This is a genomic window from Rhizobium sp. L9 (assembly GCF_002531885.1).
Lineage (GTDB): Bacteria > Pseudomonadota > Alphaproteobacteria > Rhizobiales > Rhizobiaceae > Rhizobium.
The window spans coordinates 1-12999 of sequence record NZ_NWSZ01000019.1; the positions used below are offsets into that span (position 1 = coordinate 1).

Annotated in this window: 13 protein-coding genes and 1 pseudogene; 3 read left to right on the forward strand and 11 right to left on the reverse strand. The window is 60.8% G+C overall.

What is annotated here, in order from left to right:
• Positions 1–84: 84 nt before the first annotated feature.
• The 8 genes from CO660_RS19410 to CO660_RS19450 form a co-directional block, all read right to left on the reverse strand.
• The gene (locus tag CO660_RS19410) at positions 85–651 is read right to left on the reverse strand and encodes a sugar transferase (protein WP_097600104.1); all 567 of its coding nucleotides are present in this window, start codon (positions 649–651) and stop codon (positions 85–87) included.
• Between the two features lie 149 nt (positions 652–800).
• Entirely contained in the window at positions 801–1070 is a 270-nt protein-coding gene (locus CO660_RS19415; RefSeq protein ID WP_097600105.1) for a hypothetical protein, read from the reverse strand.
• Between the two features lie 622 nt (positions 1071–1692).
• Positions 1693–2679, reverse strand: a complete 987-nt coding sequence (locus tag CO660_RS19425) for a sugar kinase (protein ID WP_097600106.1) — start codon at positions 2677–2679, stop codon at positions 1693–1695.
• Positions 2680–2697: 18 nt separating this feature from the next.
• Entirely contained in the window at positions 2698–3513 is an 816-nt protein-coding gene (locus CO660_RS19430; RefSeq protein WP_085781403.1) for a carbohydrate ABC transporter permease, read from the reverse strand.
• Positions 3513–4451 carry a sugar ABC transporter permease gene (locus CO660_RS19435; RefSeq protein ID WP_085781402.1) on the reverse strand — a complete coding sequence of 313 codons (939 nt, stop codon included), beginning with the start codon at positions 4449–4451 and terminating at the stop codon, positions 3513–3515. The genes CO660_RS19430 and CO660_RS19435 overlap by 1 nt, the downstream gene beginning before the upstream one ends.
• Positions 4451–5779: a sugar ABC transporter substrate-binding protein gene (locus CO660_RS19440; RefSeq protein ID WP_097600107.1), complete on the reverse strand. Its 1329-nt coding sequence runs from the start codon at positions 5777–5779 to the stop codon at positions 4451–4453. The genes CO660_RS19435 and CO660_RS19440 overlap by 1 nt, the downstream gene beginning before the upstream one ends.
• A gap of 54 nt (positions 5780–5833) precedes the next feature.
• Complete coding sequence (locus CO660_RS19445; protein ID WP_176536325.1) at positions 5834–6511, reverse strand: GntR family transcriptional regulator; 678 nt, start codon at positions 6509–6511, stop codon at positions 5834–5836.
• A gap of 6 nt (positions 6512–6517) precedes the next feature.
• The gene (locus CO660_RS19450; RefSeq protein WP_097600109.1) at positions 6518–7402 is read right to left on the reverse strand and encodes a dihydrodipicolinate synthase family protein; all 885 of its coding nucleotides are present in this window, start codon (positions 7400–7402) and stop codon (positions 6518–6520) included.
• A gap of 271 nt (positions 7403–7673) precedes the next feature.
• Here CO660_RS19450 and CO660_RS19455 point away from each other — a divergent pair.
• From CO660_RS19455 to CO660_RS19465, 3 genes and pseudogenes are all read left to right on the forward strand, one after another.
• Positions 7674–7871 (forward strand): annotated as a pseudogene (locus tag CO660_RS19455) (type II toxin-antitoxin system ParD family antitoxin); the annotation flags it as partial.
• A gap of 496 nt (positions 7872–8367) precedes the next feature.
• Positions 8368–9072, forward strand: coding sequence for an SDR family oxidoreductase (locus CO660_RS19460; protein ID WP_097600110.1), 705 nt, complete (start codon positions 8368–8370; stop codon positions 9070–9072).
• A 39-nt stretch (positions 9073–9111) separates the two neighbouring features.
• The gene (locus CO660_RS19465) at positions 9112–9576 is read left to right on the forward strand and encodes a 2,4'-dihydroxyacetophenone dioxygenase family protein (RefSeq protein ID WP_097600111.1); all 465 of its coding nucleotides are present in this window, start codon (positions 9112–9114) and stop codon (positions 9574–9576) included.
• 76 nt (positions 9577–9652) lie between these two features.
• Here CO660_RS19465 and CO660_RS19470 read toward each other — a convergent pair whose 3' ends face one another.
• The 3 genes from CO660_RS19470 to CO660_RS19480 all read right to left on the reverse strand — a co-directional run bounded on the left by CO660_RS19470 (position 9653) and on the right by CO660_RS19480 (position 12978).
• The gene (locus CO660_RS19470; protein WP_040112047.1) at positions 9653–10552 is read right to left on the reverse strand and encodes a carbohydrate ABC transporter permease; all 900 of its coding nucleotides are present in this window, start codon (positions 10550–10552) and stop codon (positions 9653–9655) included.
• Between the two features lie 10 nt (positions 10553–10562).
• Positions 10563–11489: a sugar ABC transporter permease gene (locus CO660_RS19475; RefSeq protein WP_097600112.1), complete on the reverse strand. Its 927-nt coding sequence runs from the start codon at positions 11487–11489 to the stop codon at positions 10563–10565.
• A 184-nt stretch (positions 11490–11673) separates the two neighbouring features.
• Positions 11674–12978, reverse strand: coding sequence for an ABC transporter substrate-binding protein (locus tag CO660_RS19480; RefSeq protein ID WP_097600113.1), 1305 nt, complete (start codon positions 12976–12978; stop codon positions 11674–11676).
• Positions 12979–12999 lie beyond the last annotated feature (21 nt).

The window sequence follows — 12999 nt, forward strand, 5'->3', positions numbered from 1 at the left end:
TCTTGTCATTTTCTGCAACGAGCGCAACTGAAATAATCGGAAATCAAAGCCTTCCGCACCGCTTATCTATCAGAAGTAGGTAAGCTAGTGCTTTATTCCCTTCCGGCGAACGACCTTCTCGGCCGTCAGAAACAGGATGCGCATGTCGAAACCGACGGAGCGTCGCTCAAGATATTCGACATCGAATTTCACCTTGTCCGGAATCGGCAATTCGTCACGCCCGTTGATCTGCGCCCATCCGGTCAATCCCGGCAGGAGCTTGTCGACGCCGTGGGCCGTCCGCAATGCGATCAGATCATATTGATTGTAGAGCGCCGGGCGCGGCCCGACGAAACTCATCTTGCCCGCCAGAATGCACCAGAGCTGGGGCAGTTCGTCGAGACTGGATTTGCGCAGAAACGAGCCGATGGGCGTCAGAAACCGCTCGGGATTTTCGAGCAGATGTGTCGCGACTGTCGGCGTGTCGACGCGCATGCTGCGGAATTTCGGCATCAGGAAGATCTGATTGAAACGCCCGATACGTTTTGACCAGTAGAGGATCGGTCCTGGCGAGGTTAGCCGGACACTGAGAGCGACGACAAGGATCGGAACGAGCAGGATGACCGAAGCCACCAAAGCCAGGAAAAAATCCACCGCGCGTTTCAAGCCCATGCCCCGTACTTCTTCCATTGCCTCTTCAGCGGATTTCCGCCCATACGCCGCAGCGCCGTATCGTCAAAAACCCTTTCGCGTCAACTCCAACCGCAAGCTTTCTTCACTGAACGCCGGCCGATCGTCGATCAGATCCTTGCCTTGTAGGCCTAGGCAAAGGGGCTCACTTCGAGCTTGGAACGCACGACGTAGCCGCTGCCATCAGATCGCGCCCAACCGCGCCCTATGGTCCACAGGCGCCAATCTCTGGCAGGCCTACAGAACCGGGCCTCTGGCAGGAAAGGATCTTCGATCAGCGTATGGGCGAAATCGATCACCGTCTCCCGCTCGCCAGCTGCCCTTCGATCGCCTTTGTCGGCATCGGCTTTGGCACCCAAGGTAGCGATGCTGCGGGTGGCCGCACCAAGCGCCAATTCCATTATAGATGATATGCTGTTTCTGGTCGCTATGGGCTCGTTCTCATTGTTTACTGCAGTAAACTTCCTGCACGTTTCCGGCCCCACGCTTTGTGAATGAGGGCGACGATTTCCGTATTAACCGCCTTCATCGCCTCCCTCGCGCCGTCATAGTCACGCGGGTAAACTGCCTTCGCTCGGCCTCATAAGTGCGTGGTTTGTCATCGCCGCATAGGAGATCTCGATGCTGCGCAGCATTGGATTGGTGTGTTGACGTCGCCCTCGACCTCCGGGTGAAAGCCGTGTGGGAGAAAGGGACGCTGCGCATCGAGATTGACGGCAAGAAGCCGGTGACCGCCACGGCAAGATGCTGGGCAAGATGCGCGGCACTCGTCGTCTTGCCGCTGACGTCCCTGAAGAGGGCGACGACCTGCAGGATGTTCATGACCGTGGCTATGACGCATATAATGCGCTCCGGCGCGCGCATTATGCTCAAGGAAGCCACGCATCTCCCCCTTTTGCTCCGCCGCATACGATCGGCGGCGCCCTATGCGACCAAGACCGACGGCATAGCAAAATTTGGCAAGGCCCAGCCCTCGTACCGCGGAGGCGCAACTCGCGGTCGGCGAGGACACGATGTCCGGCCTCATCTGAACTTGATATCGCTCGCCTTCTGGGAAACGCGGACGTTCCAATCCCGTAGAGCATCGCACACTTCGGCTCGCGTGGGTGCGCCGATGCGTCCGCCGAACACTTGGCATTTGAGAGCCGCGGCCATGGATGACAATCGCATCGTCTCTTCGATCGGCGTGCCTTCTGCGATTGCCAGCGCGAAGGCCCCGTGGAAGATGTCGCCGGCCGCAAGCGTGTCGATCGCTCTCACCTTCGGCGCGGCGAGGTGACGGATGTCGCCGCTTGCATCGTCGAACCACAGGGAGCCGTTTTCGCCGGCCGTAACGCTGATGAAGGCATGTTCGAATTTCCGCTTCAGCCGGCCGACGGTCTCGACGAGATCCGCCGTTCCGGCAAGCCGCTCGGCCGCGGGCTGTGAAAACACGATGTGGCTCGCCGCCGGCGCCAGCATCTCGATGACGCCCTCGCCCGCAACGTCACCGTCGAGAATGGCCGGCTTGGCCGCCCCGCTCGCCGCCAATAGCGTCGCCAGCGCAAGCTTCGGCCATCGCACGTCAACGAGCACCGCATCGAAGGAGGAGACATCCTGTTCGGTGACCGGTTTGACCGTATCGTGCAGCCGCGCATCGTAGAAGGGCACGATCAGGCGCTCGCCCTCATCATCGACGAGGATCGTCGAGACGGCCGAGCGGGCGCCCCGCACAACCGTCATGCCGCTCGTGTCTATGCCGCTATCCGCGAGATCGGAAATAATGCGTTCGCCCGTGGCATCGTCGCCAACCGCGCCCCAGAGGCTGGCATGGCCGCCAAGCCGGGCGACGGCGAATGCCGCGCTCGACGCCATGCCTTCGGCGATCTGCAGCATTTCATAGGGCAGGATCTTGCCCTGGCCGGTGGGCAGCGAGCGCACGCGGAACAAGGTGTCGAGCACCGCCGCGCCGACGCAGAGCACGCGGCGCGCAGGACCGGGAGGCGGCTCGAAGGCGGAAGAAGCCGTCAAAATCTCTGTCTCACCTGCTCACTTGACGGCGCCCGCCGTCAGGCCCGCCACGATCTGCCGTTGCGCAAACACCGTCAAGATCAGGACCGGCAAGGTGACGATCAATGCGGCGGCCGCGAGCGGTCCCCAGCTGACCTGTTCGAAAGACAGCATGTTGTAGACGGCGACCGGCAGCGTGCGCGTCTCGCGACTGGCGAGCACGATGCCGAACACGAAATTGTTCCAGGAAAAGATCACCGACAGGATGAAGGCGACGACGATGCCGGGCCTCGCAATCGGCAGGGCGACCAGACGGAAAACCTGCCAGGGCGTCGCGCCGTCGATGCTTGCAGCCTCCTCCAGCTCCATCGGCGTCGTCTCGAAATAGCCTATCATGATCCATACCACGATCGGCACGGTGACGACGAGATGGATGATGATCTGGGGCATCAGCGTGCCGAGCAGGTTCAGCCACTGGAACAAGAGGAAGAGCGGAATGAGGAAGGACAGGCCCGGCGTCATGCGCGCGATCATGATGACCATCGCCGATTTCTCCGCCTTCAGACGCGCGATGCCATAGCCGGCCGGCACGCCGATCAAGAGCGCCAGCAGCGTGGCGCTGCCGGTCACCAGCAGCGAATTCCAGAGATAGAGGAAGAAATTATTCTCCTCGAAGACCTTCACATAGTTCGACCAGGCGAAACGCTCCGGGATGAAGATCGGCGGATAGGCGCCGTTGTCGATTTCATATTTCAGCGACAGCGAGATCATCCAGAGGAAAAACAGGACGACCGGCGAGATCATCACCAGCGCAACGAACAGCAGTCCGATGCGATCGAGCGTCTTGCGCTTCATCAGCGTGCCTCCCCGTCAGACCAGTTCACGCGCTGCCGGATCATCATTAGGACGAAGGAGAGCAGCACGATGAGGATGAAGAAGACGACCGCCATGGCCGAGCCGTAGCCGATGTCGTAATAGGCGAAGGCGGTGTTGTAGAGATAGATGTTGATCGTTTCCGAGGCGGTGCCGGGGCCGCCCTGGGTCATGGCATAGATGATGTCGAAGCTCTTCACGGCATCGATGCTGCGGATGATCACCGCAATCATCAGGAAGGGCGCGATCATCGGCAGAGTCAGATAGCGGAATTTTTGCCAGACATTGGCGCCGTCGATCTCGGCGCTCTCATAAGGTTCGCGCGGAACCGCCGCCAGGCCGCCGAGCACGATCAGCATGACGAGCGGCGTCCACTGCCAGCTTTCGACAAGGACCAGCGAGGGAATGACGCTCGCCTGATTGTAGATCCACTCCTGCGGGCCGATGCCGATGAAGGAGAGGAGATAATTGAGCACGCCGAGCTGCGGGTGGAACATCATCGTCCAGACCAGCGCGATGGCGACGGGGGTCGCCATCATCGGCATCACGAATATGCCTCGAATGAGGCCGCGCAGCGGGAACCTGGCATCGAAGATCAGTGCGGCGAGCGTCCCCAGAAAAAGGGGAAGCAGCACGGAGAGCGCCGTATAGAGCACCGTATGCCACAGCGACTCCCAGAACCGCATGTCGGTGGCGAGTCTGATATAATTGTCCAGCCCCGCAAAGACCTGCGACTGGCCGAGCGTCCAGCTGTTGACGCTCATCCACACCGTGAACACCCACGGAAAGACGATGACGCCCGAGATGACGATGAGCGCCGGGATGACGAAGGGCCAGTAGTTGGGAGCAAACCGGTCCGGTTTGCTCCCACCTTTCGACGCCTTGGCCATAGCGGCCGTTTCGATGCCTGCCGAGGCCATTATCCCTCGCTTTTCGCCAGGACCGGTTCGAACTGGGCCGTCGCCTTCTTCAGTTCGGTTTCCGGATCGGCGCCGCCGATCATGTTGGTGAGGCCGACGCCATAGATGTCACGGAACTCGGTGACCGGAATGATGACCGGCAGGGCGAGCTGGGAAATCTTGCCGGAGCCGGCAACGGCATCCAGCCATGAGCCGGGCATCTTGACGCCTTCGCGGACCTTCGCATCCGCAAGGACGGACTGGCGGAACGGAACGCCGGCGCCGGCCTGCAGCAGGCGTGCACCCATGTCGTGCGAAATCGCCCACTGGCAGAACAGATAGGCTGCTTCCTTCTTCTGGCTTGCCGCGACGACGCCGAGGCCGTCGCCGAAGGTGCCCGCGGCCTGCGCCTTCGGTCCTTTCGGCATGACGCCGTAACCGACCTGGCCGACGACGCGCGACTTTTCCGGATTCTCGATCGGTGGGGCGAAACCGACGCCATCAAGCCACATCCCGATCTTGCCTTGCAAGAAGGCCGACTGCGACTCGGCCCAGTTGAAGCCGGAAACGCCGGGAGGCGCGGTCTTGGTCATCAGTCTCTGGTAAAGCTTGGCCGCCTCGATCGCTTCCTGCGATGTCGTTCGCAGCTTGCCGTCCGGGCCGAGCGGGCTGGAACCATAGCCGAGCAGCAATGTCGTCCAGACCGGCGTATTGGCATTCTTGAGGCCGCGGGCGACGAAGCCGTAGGTGTTGGCGGAGGCATCGGTGAGCGCCTCTGCGGCACTTGCCAGTTCTTCGAAGCTCGTGGGGTAGGCAAGCCCCTTCTTCTCGAACAGCGCCTTGTTCCAGTAGATGATCCAGTAATCGACCGAGAAAGGCAGCGACCGCAGAACGCCGTTGGCGTCCTTGGCGAAGGCGAGGCCTGCTTCGGCGAAATCGCTTTCCACCAGCGAGGGATCCGTCAGCGAGGCGTCCTTGAGAAAGCCGCTGATATCGGCAAGCCAGCCACCTTTCTCGAATTGCCGTTTCTGGACGTGATAGCTCAGGTGCACAACGTCGAAGCTCGGCTTGCCGGAGCTCAGCTCAATGGTCGTCTTCTGTCGCTGCTGCTGTTCGGGCGTTGCTTCGGCATTGACCTTGATGCCGGTGAGCTCCTCGAACTCGGACAGGTACTTGGTCAGGATTTCGCTGCGCGGGCTCTTGACCAGGTTGACTTCGAGCGTGGTGCCGGCGAAGCGCTTCCAGTCGACCGCAGCGGCTGCCGGCCGCATGCCGAACATGCTGCTGGCGCCAAGAGCGGCGGTGCCCGCCAGAAATCCGCGCCGCGTCGGGTTGAAGAATGATGGCATGTCTATCCTCCTCTTTTGCCGGTGATCTCCTCACCCCCGGCGGTTTATTCTCGATTATATCCTGAGCGCACGATCCCTTGCATGATTGATGTGTGCGACAAGGCTGTTGACGGCGTCTTCGGCCGATCGTCGTTCGATCGCCTCGAGCACTTTCAGGTGCTCGCCCATGACGGGTCCGACATGGCCGTCGATGCGAAAGCGGTCCTGGCTGATCAGGCGCATCTTGATCGAGTTCACGCGGTAGGCGTTCGAAATGATGGTGTTGCCAAGCGCGTCGATAAAGGCATCATGCATGCCCCAATCGACGGCCTGTGCGTGCAGTTCCAACTCATGCGACACGTTGCCGTTTCGGATGGCGTCGGCGATATCCCGATGCTGCTTCAACAGCCCGGCGATCGTTTCGTCCGACGCTGTCTGTGTGAAGAGCGCCACAGCTTCCTTCTCTAGGAATACACGCAGCTGGAACGCCTCGCGGATAAGGTTGAGATCGATGTGAGCGATCTGCAAACCCCGCTGCGGCACGGTCTTGATCAGCCCCTCCGCTTCAAGCCTCGGGATGAGCTCTCGGATGGCGCCAAGCGTCAGCCCGGTCAGCTCGACGAGACGGCGCTGCGACACGAATTGGCCGGGACGCACGTCACGGGCAAGCAGGTGGCGCGTGAAACTTGCATAGGCCTTTTCCCGTAGCGTCGGCTGCTCCTCCATTTCGTCCATCGCCTCCCCCGCAAACATGGCTAACTATGCCGCCTTCGATTGGAAAAGACGGTCAAAAGCAATCGCAAGCTGTTCCTGCGCTTCGGCGGATAATGGGAGGAGCGGCGGACGAACCGCAACCCAGATGTCCTCCAACGTCGTGCACGCCACCATCGTCTTCACGGCCGGAATGACCGGATGTTTCAGCAATTCGACGACGAAATCGGCGACGCGGTTATCGTCCCTGCCCTCTTCGGCCATCGGCTTGAGTTCGCCAGGCACAAAATTCGCCATGCCCGATATGGCGCCCTGGCCGCCGAGCCGCACGGCCCTTGCGAGGTGCCGCTCGTCGCCGACCAGGATGATGAGATCACGATGCGCTTTGAGAAGCGCTTCGGTGTAGGGCCAGTCGCCGGAGGAATCCTTGACGCCTGTGACGATATGGGGAAAGGCGGTCCGCAGCCGGCCGATCAGCGACACGCTCAGCGGCACCATGGTGACCGAAGGAAGATTATAGACGATGATATCCCGCGCCGTGTCGCCCAGCAGGGAGAATACGGCGGAAAACCACTGGAAGACGCCGTCGTCACTCACGTTCTTGAAATAGGACGGCGGGGCAAGAAGGATGTTGCGGGCGCCATTGGACAGGGCCTGACCGGCCTGCATCGCCGCATCCTCTGCGGCATCGACGAGCACGCCGACGATGATGTTGCCGGGCGCAATGCCGGCATCGAGAAAGGCGGCCACTATGCGTTCCCGTTCGCCATTCCCGATGGAAGATCCCTCACCTGTCGTCCCGAACAGCGTCACGCTGGAGCACCCGGCGGCAAGGCACCGCCGCGCTTGCGCGATCATCGCCTCGATCGCAATATTGCCATCACTGTCGAACGGCGTGGCGAGAGCGACGGAGAGCCCGAATCTTGATGTCAACCTTGTTCCTCCCAGCTAATGAGTCAGGTGTAGCAGACTGACATGTTAGTTGTAAAGAGCTGATCGTATCGGTCGGTGCGGAGCCCTCTTCTTGGCCACAATGGCCATTTGCCAGTGGCCGTAAAGCAGATGAACTCGTTTCTCTGGAAAAGTGCGACGTTGGTAGCAAACACTACCAATAGCGGGCCTGCCATGACGATAGATAAAGGCTTTCGGTAGATCGACAAATGTGCAACTGAGTAGCAAACTCGGCTCGATGGAGATAAAACCGATGAGTGTCAAATCGTCGATCTCGCTAACCGACCAGCAGGACGCGTTTGCCCGGTCGTTGGTGGAGAGCGGCCGGGATTCCAGCATGAATTCCGTTCTTCAGCAGGGCCTGGAGCTTCTCCGCCAAAGGACGGAAAGCGAGACCGCCGAAACGGCAGCGCTTCGCGAGTTGGTCCAGCGGCGTTTGAACGGCCGGATGACTTCCTGGTGGCGGTGCTATCCAATTTACGCAATACCCGAGCATCGGGGACATTGTCAGCGTATCCTGCCTCGCTCGTGATGTCGGCTTTCTGCGTCTTCTGATGTTAAGCGGGCGCGGATGATCCGAAGAGAGCCTTCGCCGGCCAGATGCGTTCCGCTCGAGCGTACTCGCGCGATCGCCCATTCGATCACTCGCTTTGTAATGTCATCTTCGCTACTCTGGAGAATGCGACCGCCTGACCGGCCCTTGACGACACGAATGCTAATGTGAATTTTTAGCCGAAGCTTGGCAGACCACTCTTCGTGCTGAAGATGGGCTTGCATGGCGCATTCGTCGCGTCCGCGAGCGAACGCATCCGCATTCCAGGCGAAGGTGCAGACGGTCGATACCACAGGTCACAGCGACAGGGTCGATGGTGCGCTTCGTTCGAGGCCGCAGCGCCTATAACTGGGAGAGGCGACGTTCTGGCATTCCTGAGCAAAGAGGTTGGCGTATGAAACATGCACTGGTGACAGGTGGCGGCCGCGGTATCGGGCTTTCCGCCGCCCTGGCGCTTCGTGACGCAGGTTATCGTGTGACGGCGACGGGGATCGATGCCGCCGAAATCGGCGCCATGCCGAAGAGAGAGTGTCTTGCCGGCGTCGTGCTCGATGTGCGCGACCAGGCCTCCGTGGAGAGGCTGGTCGGTTCTTTCGACAGGCTCGATGCAGTCGTCAATTGCGCCGGGCTCATTCGGCGCGGCGGCGCGGAGTTCGATCCCGCCACCTTTTCGGAGGTCATCGACGTCAATCTCTCGGGCACGATGCGGGTTTGTGTCGCGGCAAAGCCGCTGCTGGCTCGAAAAGGCGGCGCTATCGTCAATACCGCTTCCATGCTGTCATTCTTCGGCGGACCGGTCGTGCCGGCCTACACCGCCAGCAAGGGCGGCGTGGCGCAGCTCACCAAATCTCTGGCCGTTGCCTGGGCGGCGGACAATATCAGGGTCAACGCGGTGGCCCCCGGCTGGATCGCCACCGAGCTGACCCGTCCCCTCTATGAAGACCCGAGCAGAGCAGAGCCTATCCTGCAGCGCACGCCGATGCGCCGCTGGGGCAAGCCGGAAGACGTCGCCGGCCCGATCGTCTTCCTGTGCTCGGAAGCGGCCGGCTTCATGACCGGCGTTATCCTGCCGGTCGACGGCGGTTATGCCGCAGCTTGAAAGGAGAGAGGTTCCGTGGCCTATCAATCTGTCCACCCTATGTCGCCGCACGAGATCGTCGTCGCGGCGGTTCCCGAAGATGAACGGCTCTGGGTTCCCCAGGCCCCCGATGTCTGGTTCCGCCCGCTGATGCTGAACACGCTGCAGGGCGCATGGTGCAATCTCCTGCGGGTCCGCCGCGCCGGTATCCTCAGCCGCCATCGCCATCCGGCACCCGTTCACGGCTATGTCATCAAGGGCCGCTGGCGCTACCTCGAACATGATTGGATGGCCACCGAAGGAGCCTATGTCTTCGAGCCGCCCGGCGAAACCCATACGCTGACCGTGCCCGACGACGTCGAGGAGATGATCACCTTCTTCAACATTTCTGGCTGCATGTATTATGTCGACGAAAACGGCGATCACACCGGCTTCGAGGATGTCTTCACCAAGATCGACATGTGCGCCGCCCATTATCAAAAGGTCGGCCTCGGCGCCGATTTCGTGAGGCAGTTCGTCCGGTAGCGGTTGACGAGCCGATCGGCATCTTTTCGGCCGGCGGGGATGAAATCCTCACCACCCGCCGCCGAAACGATCGTTGCTACTCCTTCACCGCACCCGTCATCGAGGACACGTAGTAGTCGACGAAGAACGAATAGAGGATGACGACTGGCAGTGAGCCGAACAGCGCGCCCGCCATCAGCGACCCCCATTCGAAAACGTCGCCCCGCACCAGCTCGGTCAGGACGCCAACCGGAATGGTCTTGTTCTCCGAGGACTGGATGAATGTCAGTGCATAGATGAATTCGTTCCAGGAGAGCGTGAAGGCGAAGATGCCGGCCGAGATCAGGCCCGGCACGGCAAGCGGCAGGATGATCTTGACGAGGATCTGCCAGCGGTTGGCCCCGTCCACCAGCGCGCTCTCCTCCAGTTCAAAGGGGATGGAGCGGAAATAGCCCATCAGTAGCCAGGTGCAGAAGGGGATGAGGAAGGTCGGATAGGTGAAGATCAGCGCCAGGCGAGAATCATAGATCCCGAGCTTGAAGACGATGAAGGCGAGCGGGATGAAAAGGATCGACGGCGGAATGAGATAGGCGAGAAAGATCACCAGGCCGATCTGCCTGGAGCCGGTGAAGCGCACGCGCTCGATCGCGTAGGCGCCGAACACCGAGGCGACGAGCGACAGCGCCGTCGACCCCACAGCCACCAGCATCGTATTCCACAGCCAGCCGGGATAGGAGGTTTCGAGGAACAGGTATTTGATGTGGTCAAGCGTCGGCCCGACCACCCAGAAGGGGCTGTAGTTGTTGTAATCCGTCAGCTGCTCGTTCGGCTTCACCGCGGTGATCGCCATCCAGTAGAAGGGAAAGAGCAGCACGAAGACGAAGACGGCCATCGGCAGGTAGAGCATCACCACGCGCCGCGGCAGGCGGTTCAGGTAGCTCATGCCCTCGGCATTGTCGGTCAGGACCTCATCGGCCGTTTTGAGATTGGTCGACATGGTTCGCTCCTTAATCTTGTCCGCCCTGCTGCCATTTGCGGCGTTGCAGACCGAAGAAACTGAACATGATGGCGCCGAGCAGGAAGGGTATCATGGCGACGGCGATGGCCGCGCCCTCTCCGAGCTGCCCGCCCGGAATGCCGCGCTGGAAGGAGAGTGTGGCCATCAGATGCGTGGCGTTGACAGGCCCGCCCTTGGTTAGCACGTAGATCAGCTGGAAATCCGTGAAGGTGAAGAGCACCGAAAAGGTCATGACGACGGCGATGATCGGCGTCAGCATCGGCAGCGTCACATAGCGGAAACGCTGCCAGCTCGTCGCGCCATCGAGCGAGGCCGCCTCCTGCAGCGAGGCCGGAATCGTCTGCAGGCCGGCGAGCAGCGAAATAGCAACGAAGGGAATGCCGCGCCAGACATTGGCGACGATGACCGAGATGCGGGCATTCGTGGGATCGCCGAGGAAGTTGATCGGCGCGCTGATCAGCCCGAGCTTCATCAGCGACCACGAGATGATCGAGAATTGGGAATCGTAGATCCACCAGAAGGCCAGCGCCGAAAGCACCGTCGGCACCACCCAGGGCAGGAGCACGATCGCCCGGAAGAAGGATTTGAACGGAAGGTGCTGGTTCAGGAGCAGCGCCAGCCAGAGGCCGAGAGCGAATTTCAGAGCCGAGGCGATGACCGTGTAAAGGATGGTGTTGAAGACTGACAGCCAGAAAACCGCGTCATCGGCCAGGAATTCATAGTTCTCCAAGCCGATGAAAATGCCGTCCCGGCCGATCCGCGTGTCGGTAAAACCAAGCCAGACGCCTAGCCCCAAGGGATAAGTGAGAAAGCAGACGAGAAACACGGCGGCCGGCAGCATGAAGAGGAAGCCGAGCACGTTGTTGTTCTGCATCAGCGAGGGGCCGCGCTTATCCCCTGAGTCCAAGGTCGACATTGCTTGTCTCCAGATTGCATTCAGTCCTGATGCATGTCGCCGGGAAGTGTGCAGCGGTCCCGGGACAACGACATGCCTAAAAACAAGGAACTAAAGCGCGGCGCATGGATCAAATCTGATGTGACGCGCTTCAGAGGCTCGCGGCATGCCGGATATCAGGCATGCCGCAGGTCCCGGCTCCGGATCAGACGCGGTAGTAGCGGTTTGCCCGGCGTTCGGCTTCCTTCATCGCGTCCTCGGGCGACTTCTGGCCGGTGACGGCGGCGGCATACATGTCGACCAGCACGTAGTCGGCCATGGTCGCCGCCGAGGCGTAGCCGAGCGGCCCGGCATAACCGTTCGGACGCAGCTTTTCCGAGGCGCGCGCATAGGGCGCGTGAACCGGATCGGCAGTCCAGACCGGATTATTGGCGAAGGCCTTGAGGGGCTGGCAGCAATAGGCGCTGGAGCCCTGAATCCAGGCATTCATCTGATCGGCTTCCATCATGAACTTGATGTAGGCCTTGGCCGCTTCCGGATATTTGCTGTGCTTGAAGAGCAGCAGCGAGCTCGTCTGGAAAAGCTCGACGCTCTTGCCAACCGGCCCGATCGGGAAGTTCGTCGTGCGGATGTCCTTGGCGATCTCGGCGAGCTTCGGGTCGTTCTTGGCCGTGTAGTAGACCGAGACGCCGTTGGCGATCAGCGATACCTGGCCGGCGAGGAAGGCACGGTTGTTGTTGACATCCAGCCAGCTTTCCGTGCCCTGAATGAAGGTCGCGTAGAGCTCCTTGGCGTAGTTGATAGAGGCGAGCGTTTCCGGACTGTTGATCGTCACGGTGCCGCTTTCGTCGACCATCTTGCCGCCATGGCTCCAGAGCAGCCAATGGGCGTAGTTGTTGCCGTCGCCGACCGCCTTGCCGTGCGGGAAGCCAGCGGGCGTGCCCTTTGCCTTCATCGCCTTGCAAAGCTCGAGGAAGCCTGCGGTATCGTTCGGGAATTCGTTGAAGCCGGCCGCCTTCACATGGCTGTCGCGATAGACGACGGCATTGCCGATTGTTGTCAGCGGCATGGCGATGAACTTGTCGTCGCGGGTGGCGTAACCCTTCAGGCCGTCATACCAGCCCTCGTATTTGTTGCCGAGATAGTTGCCGAGTTCAGTGAGATCGACTAGCTTGTCGGGATATTGGTGCGCGTCGTCGAACCAGCACATGATGAGATCCGGACCGGAGCCGACATTGGCCGCGACCGCTGCCTTCGGACGGATGTCCTCCCAGCTCTCCTTGTCGATGCGCACTTCTACGCCCGTCGCCTCGGTGAACTTCTTGGTATTGGCGAGCCAGGCATCCTCATCGCCCTTCACGAAAGGCGTCCAGCGCAGCAGCCGCAGGCTGGCGCCGCTTTCCGGCGTGTAGGTCGGTTCGGCCTGCGCAAAGGACGGCTTGATGCCAAGGCCGGCGACACCGGCAACGGCTGCCGATGCAGCAAGAAATTCACGTCTCTTGATCGTCATGAGATTCCTCCTCATTGAAAC

What these genes read in the sequence shown, in the direction of transcription:
- CO660_RS19470 (WP_040112047.1), bottom strand. Translation starts at nt 10,552, where the DNA reads ATGTCGACCAATCTCAAAACGGCCGATGAGGTCCTGACCGACAATGCC.
- CO660_RS19445 (WP_176536325.1), bottom strand. Translation starts at nt 6,511, where the DNA reads ATGTTTGCGGGGGAGGCGATGGACGAAATGGAGGAGCAGCCGACGCTA.
- CO660_RS19435 (WP_085781402.1), bottom strand. Translation starts at nt 4,451, where the DNA reads ATGGCCTCGGCAGGCATCGAAACGGCCGCTATGGCCAAGGCGTCGAAA.
- CO660_RS19475 (WP_097600112.1), bottom strand. Translation starts at nt 11,489, where the DNA reads ATGTCGACCTTGGACTCAGGGGATAAGCGCGGCCCCTCGCTGATGCAG.
- CO660_RS19465 (WP_097600111.1), top strand. Translation starts at nt 9,112, where the DNA reads ATGTCGCCGCACGAGATCGTCGTCGCGGCGGTTCCCGAAGATGAACGG.
- CO660_RS19440 (WP_097600107.1), bottom strand. Translation starts at nt 5,779, where the DNA reads ATGCCATCATTCTTCAACCCGACGCGGCGCGGATTTCTGGCGGGCACC.
- CO660_RS19480 (WP_097600113.1), bottom strand. Translation starts at nt 12,978, where the DNA reads ATGACGATCAAGAGACGTGAATTTCTTGCTGCATCGGCAGCCGTTGCC.
- CO660_RS19430 (WP_085781403.1), bottom strand. Translation starts at nt 3,513, where the DNA reads ATGAAGCGCAAGACGCTCGATCGCATCGGACTGCTGTTCGTTGCGCTG.
- CO660_RS19460 (WP_097600110.1), top strand. Translation starts at nt 8,368, where the DNA reads ATGAAACATGCACTGGTGACAGGTGGCGGCCGCGGTATCGGGCTTTCC.
- CO660_RS19410 (WP_097600104.1), bottom strand. Translation starts at nt 651, where the DNA reads ATGGGCTTGAAACGCGCGGTGGATTTTTTCCTGGCTTTGGTGGCTTCG.
- CO660_RS19415 (WP_097600105.1), bottom strand. Translation starts at nt 1,070, where the DNA reads ATGGAATTGGCGCTTGGTGCGGCCACCCGCAGCATCGCTACCTTGGGT.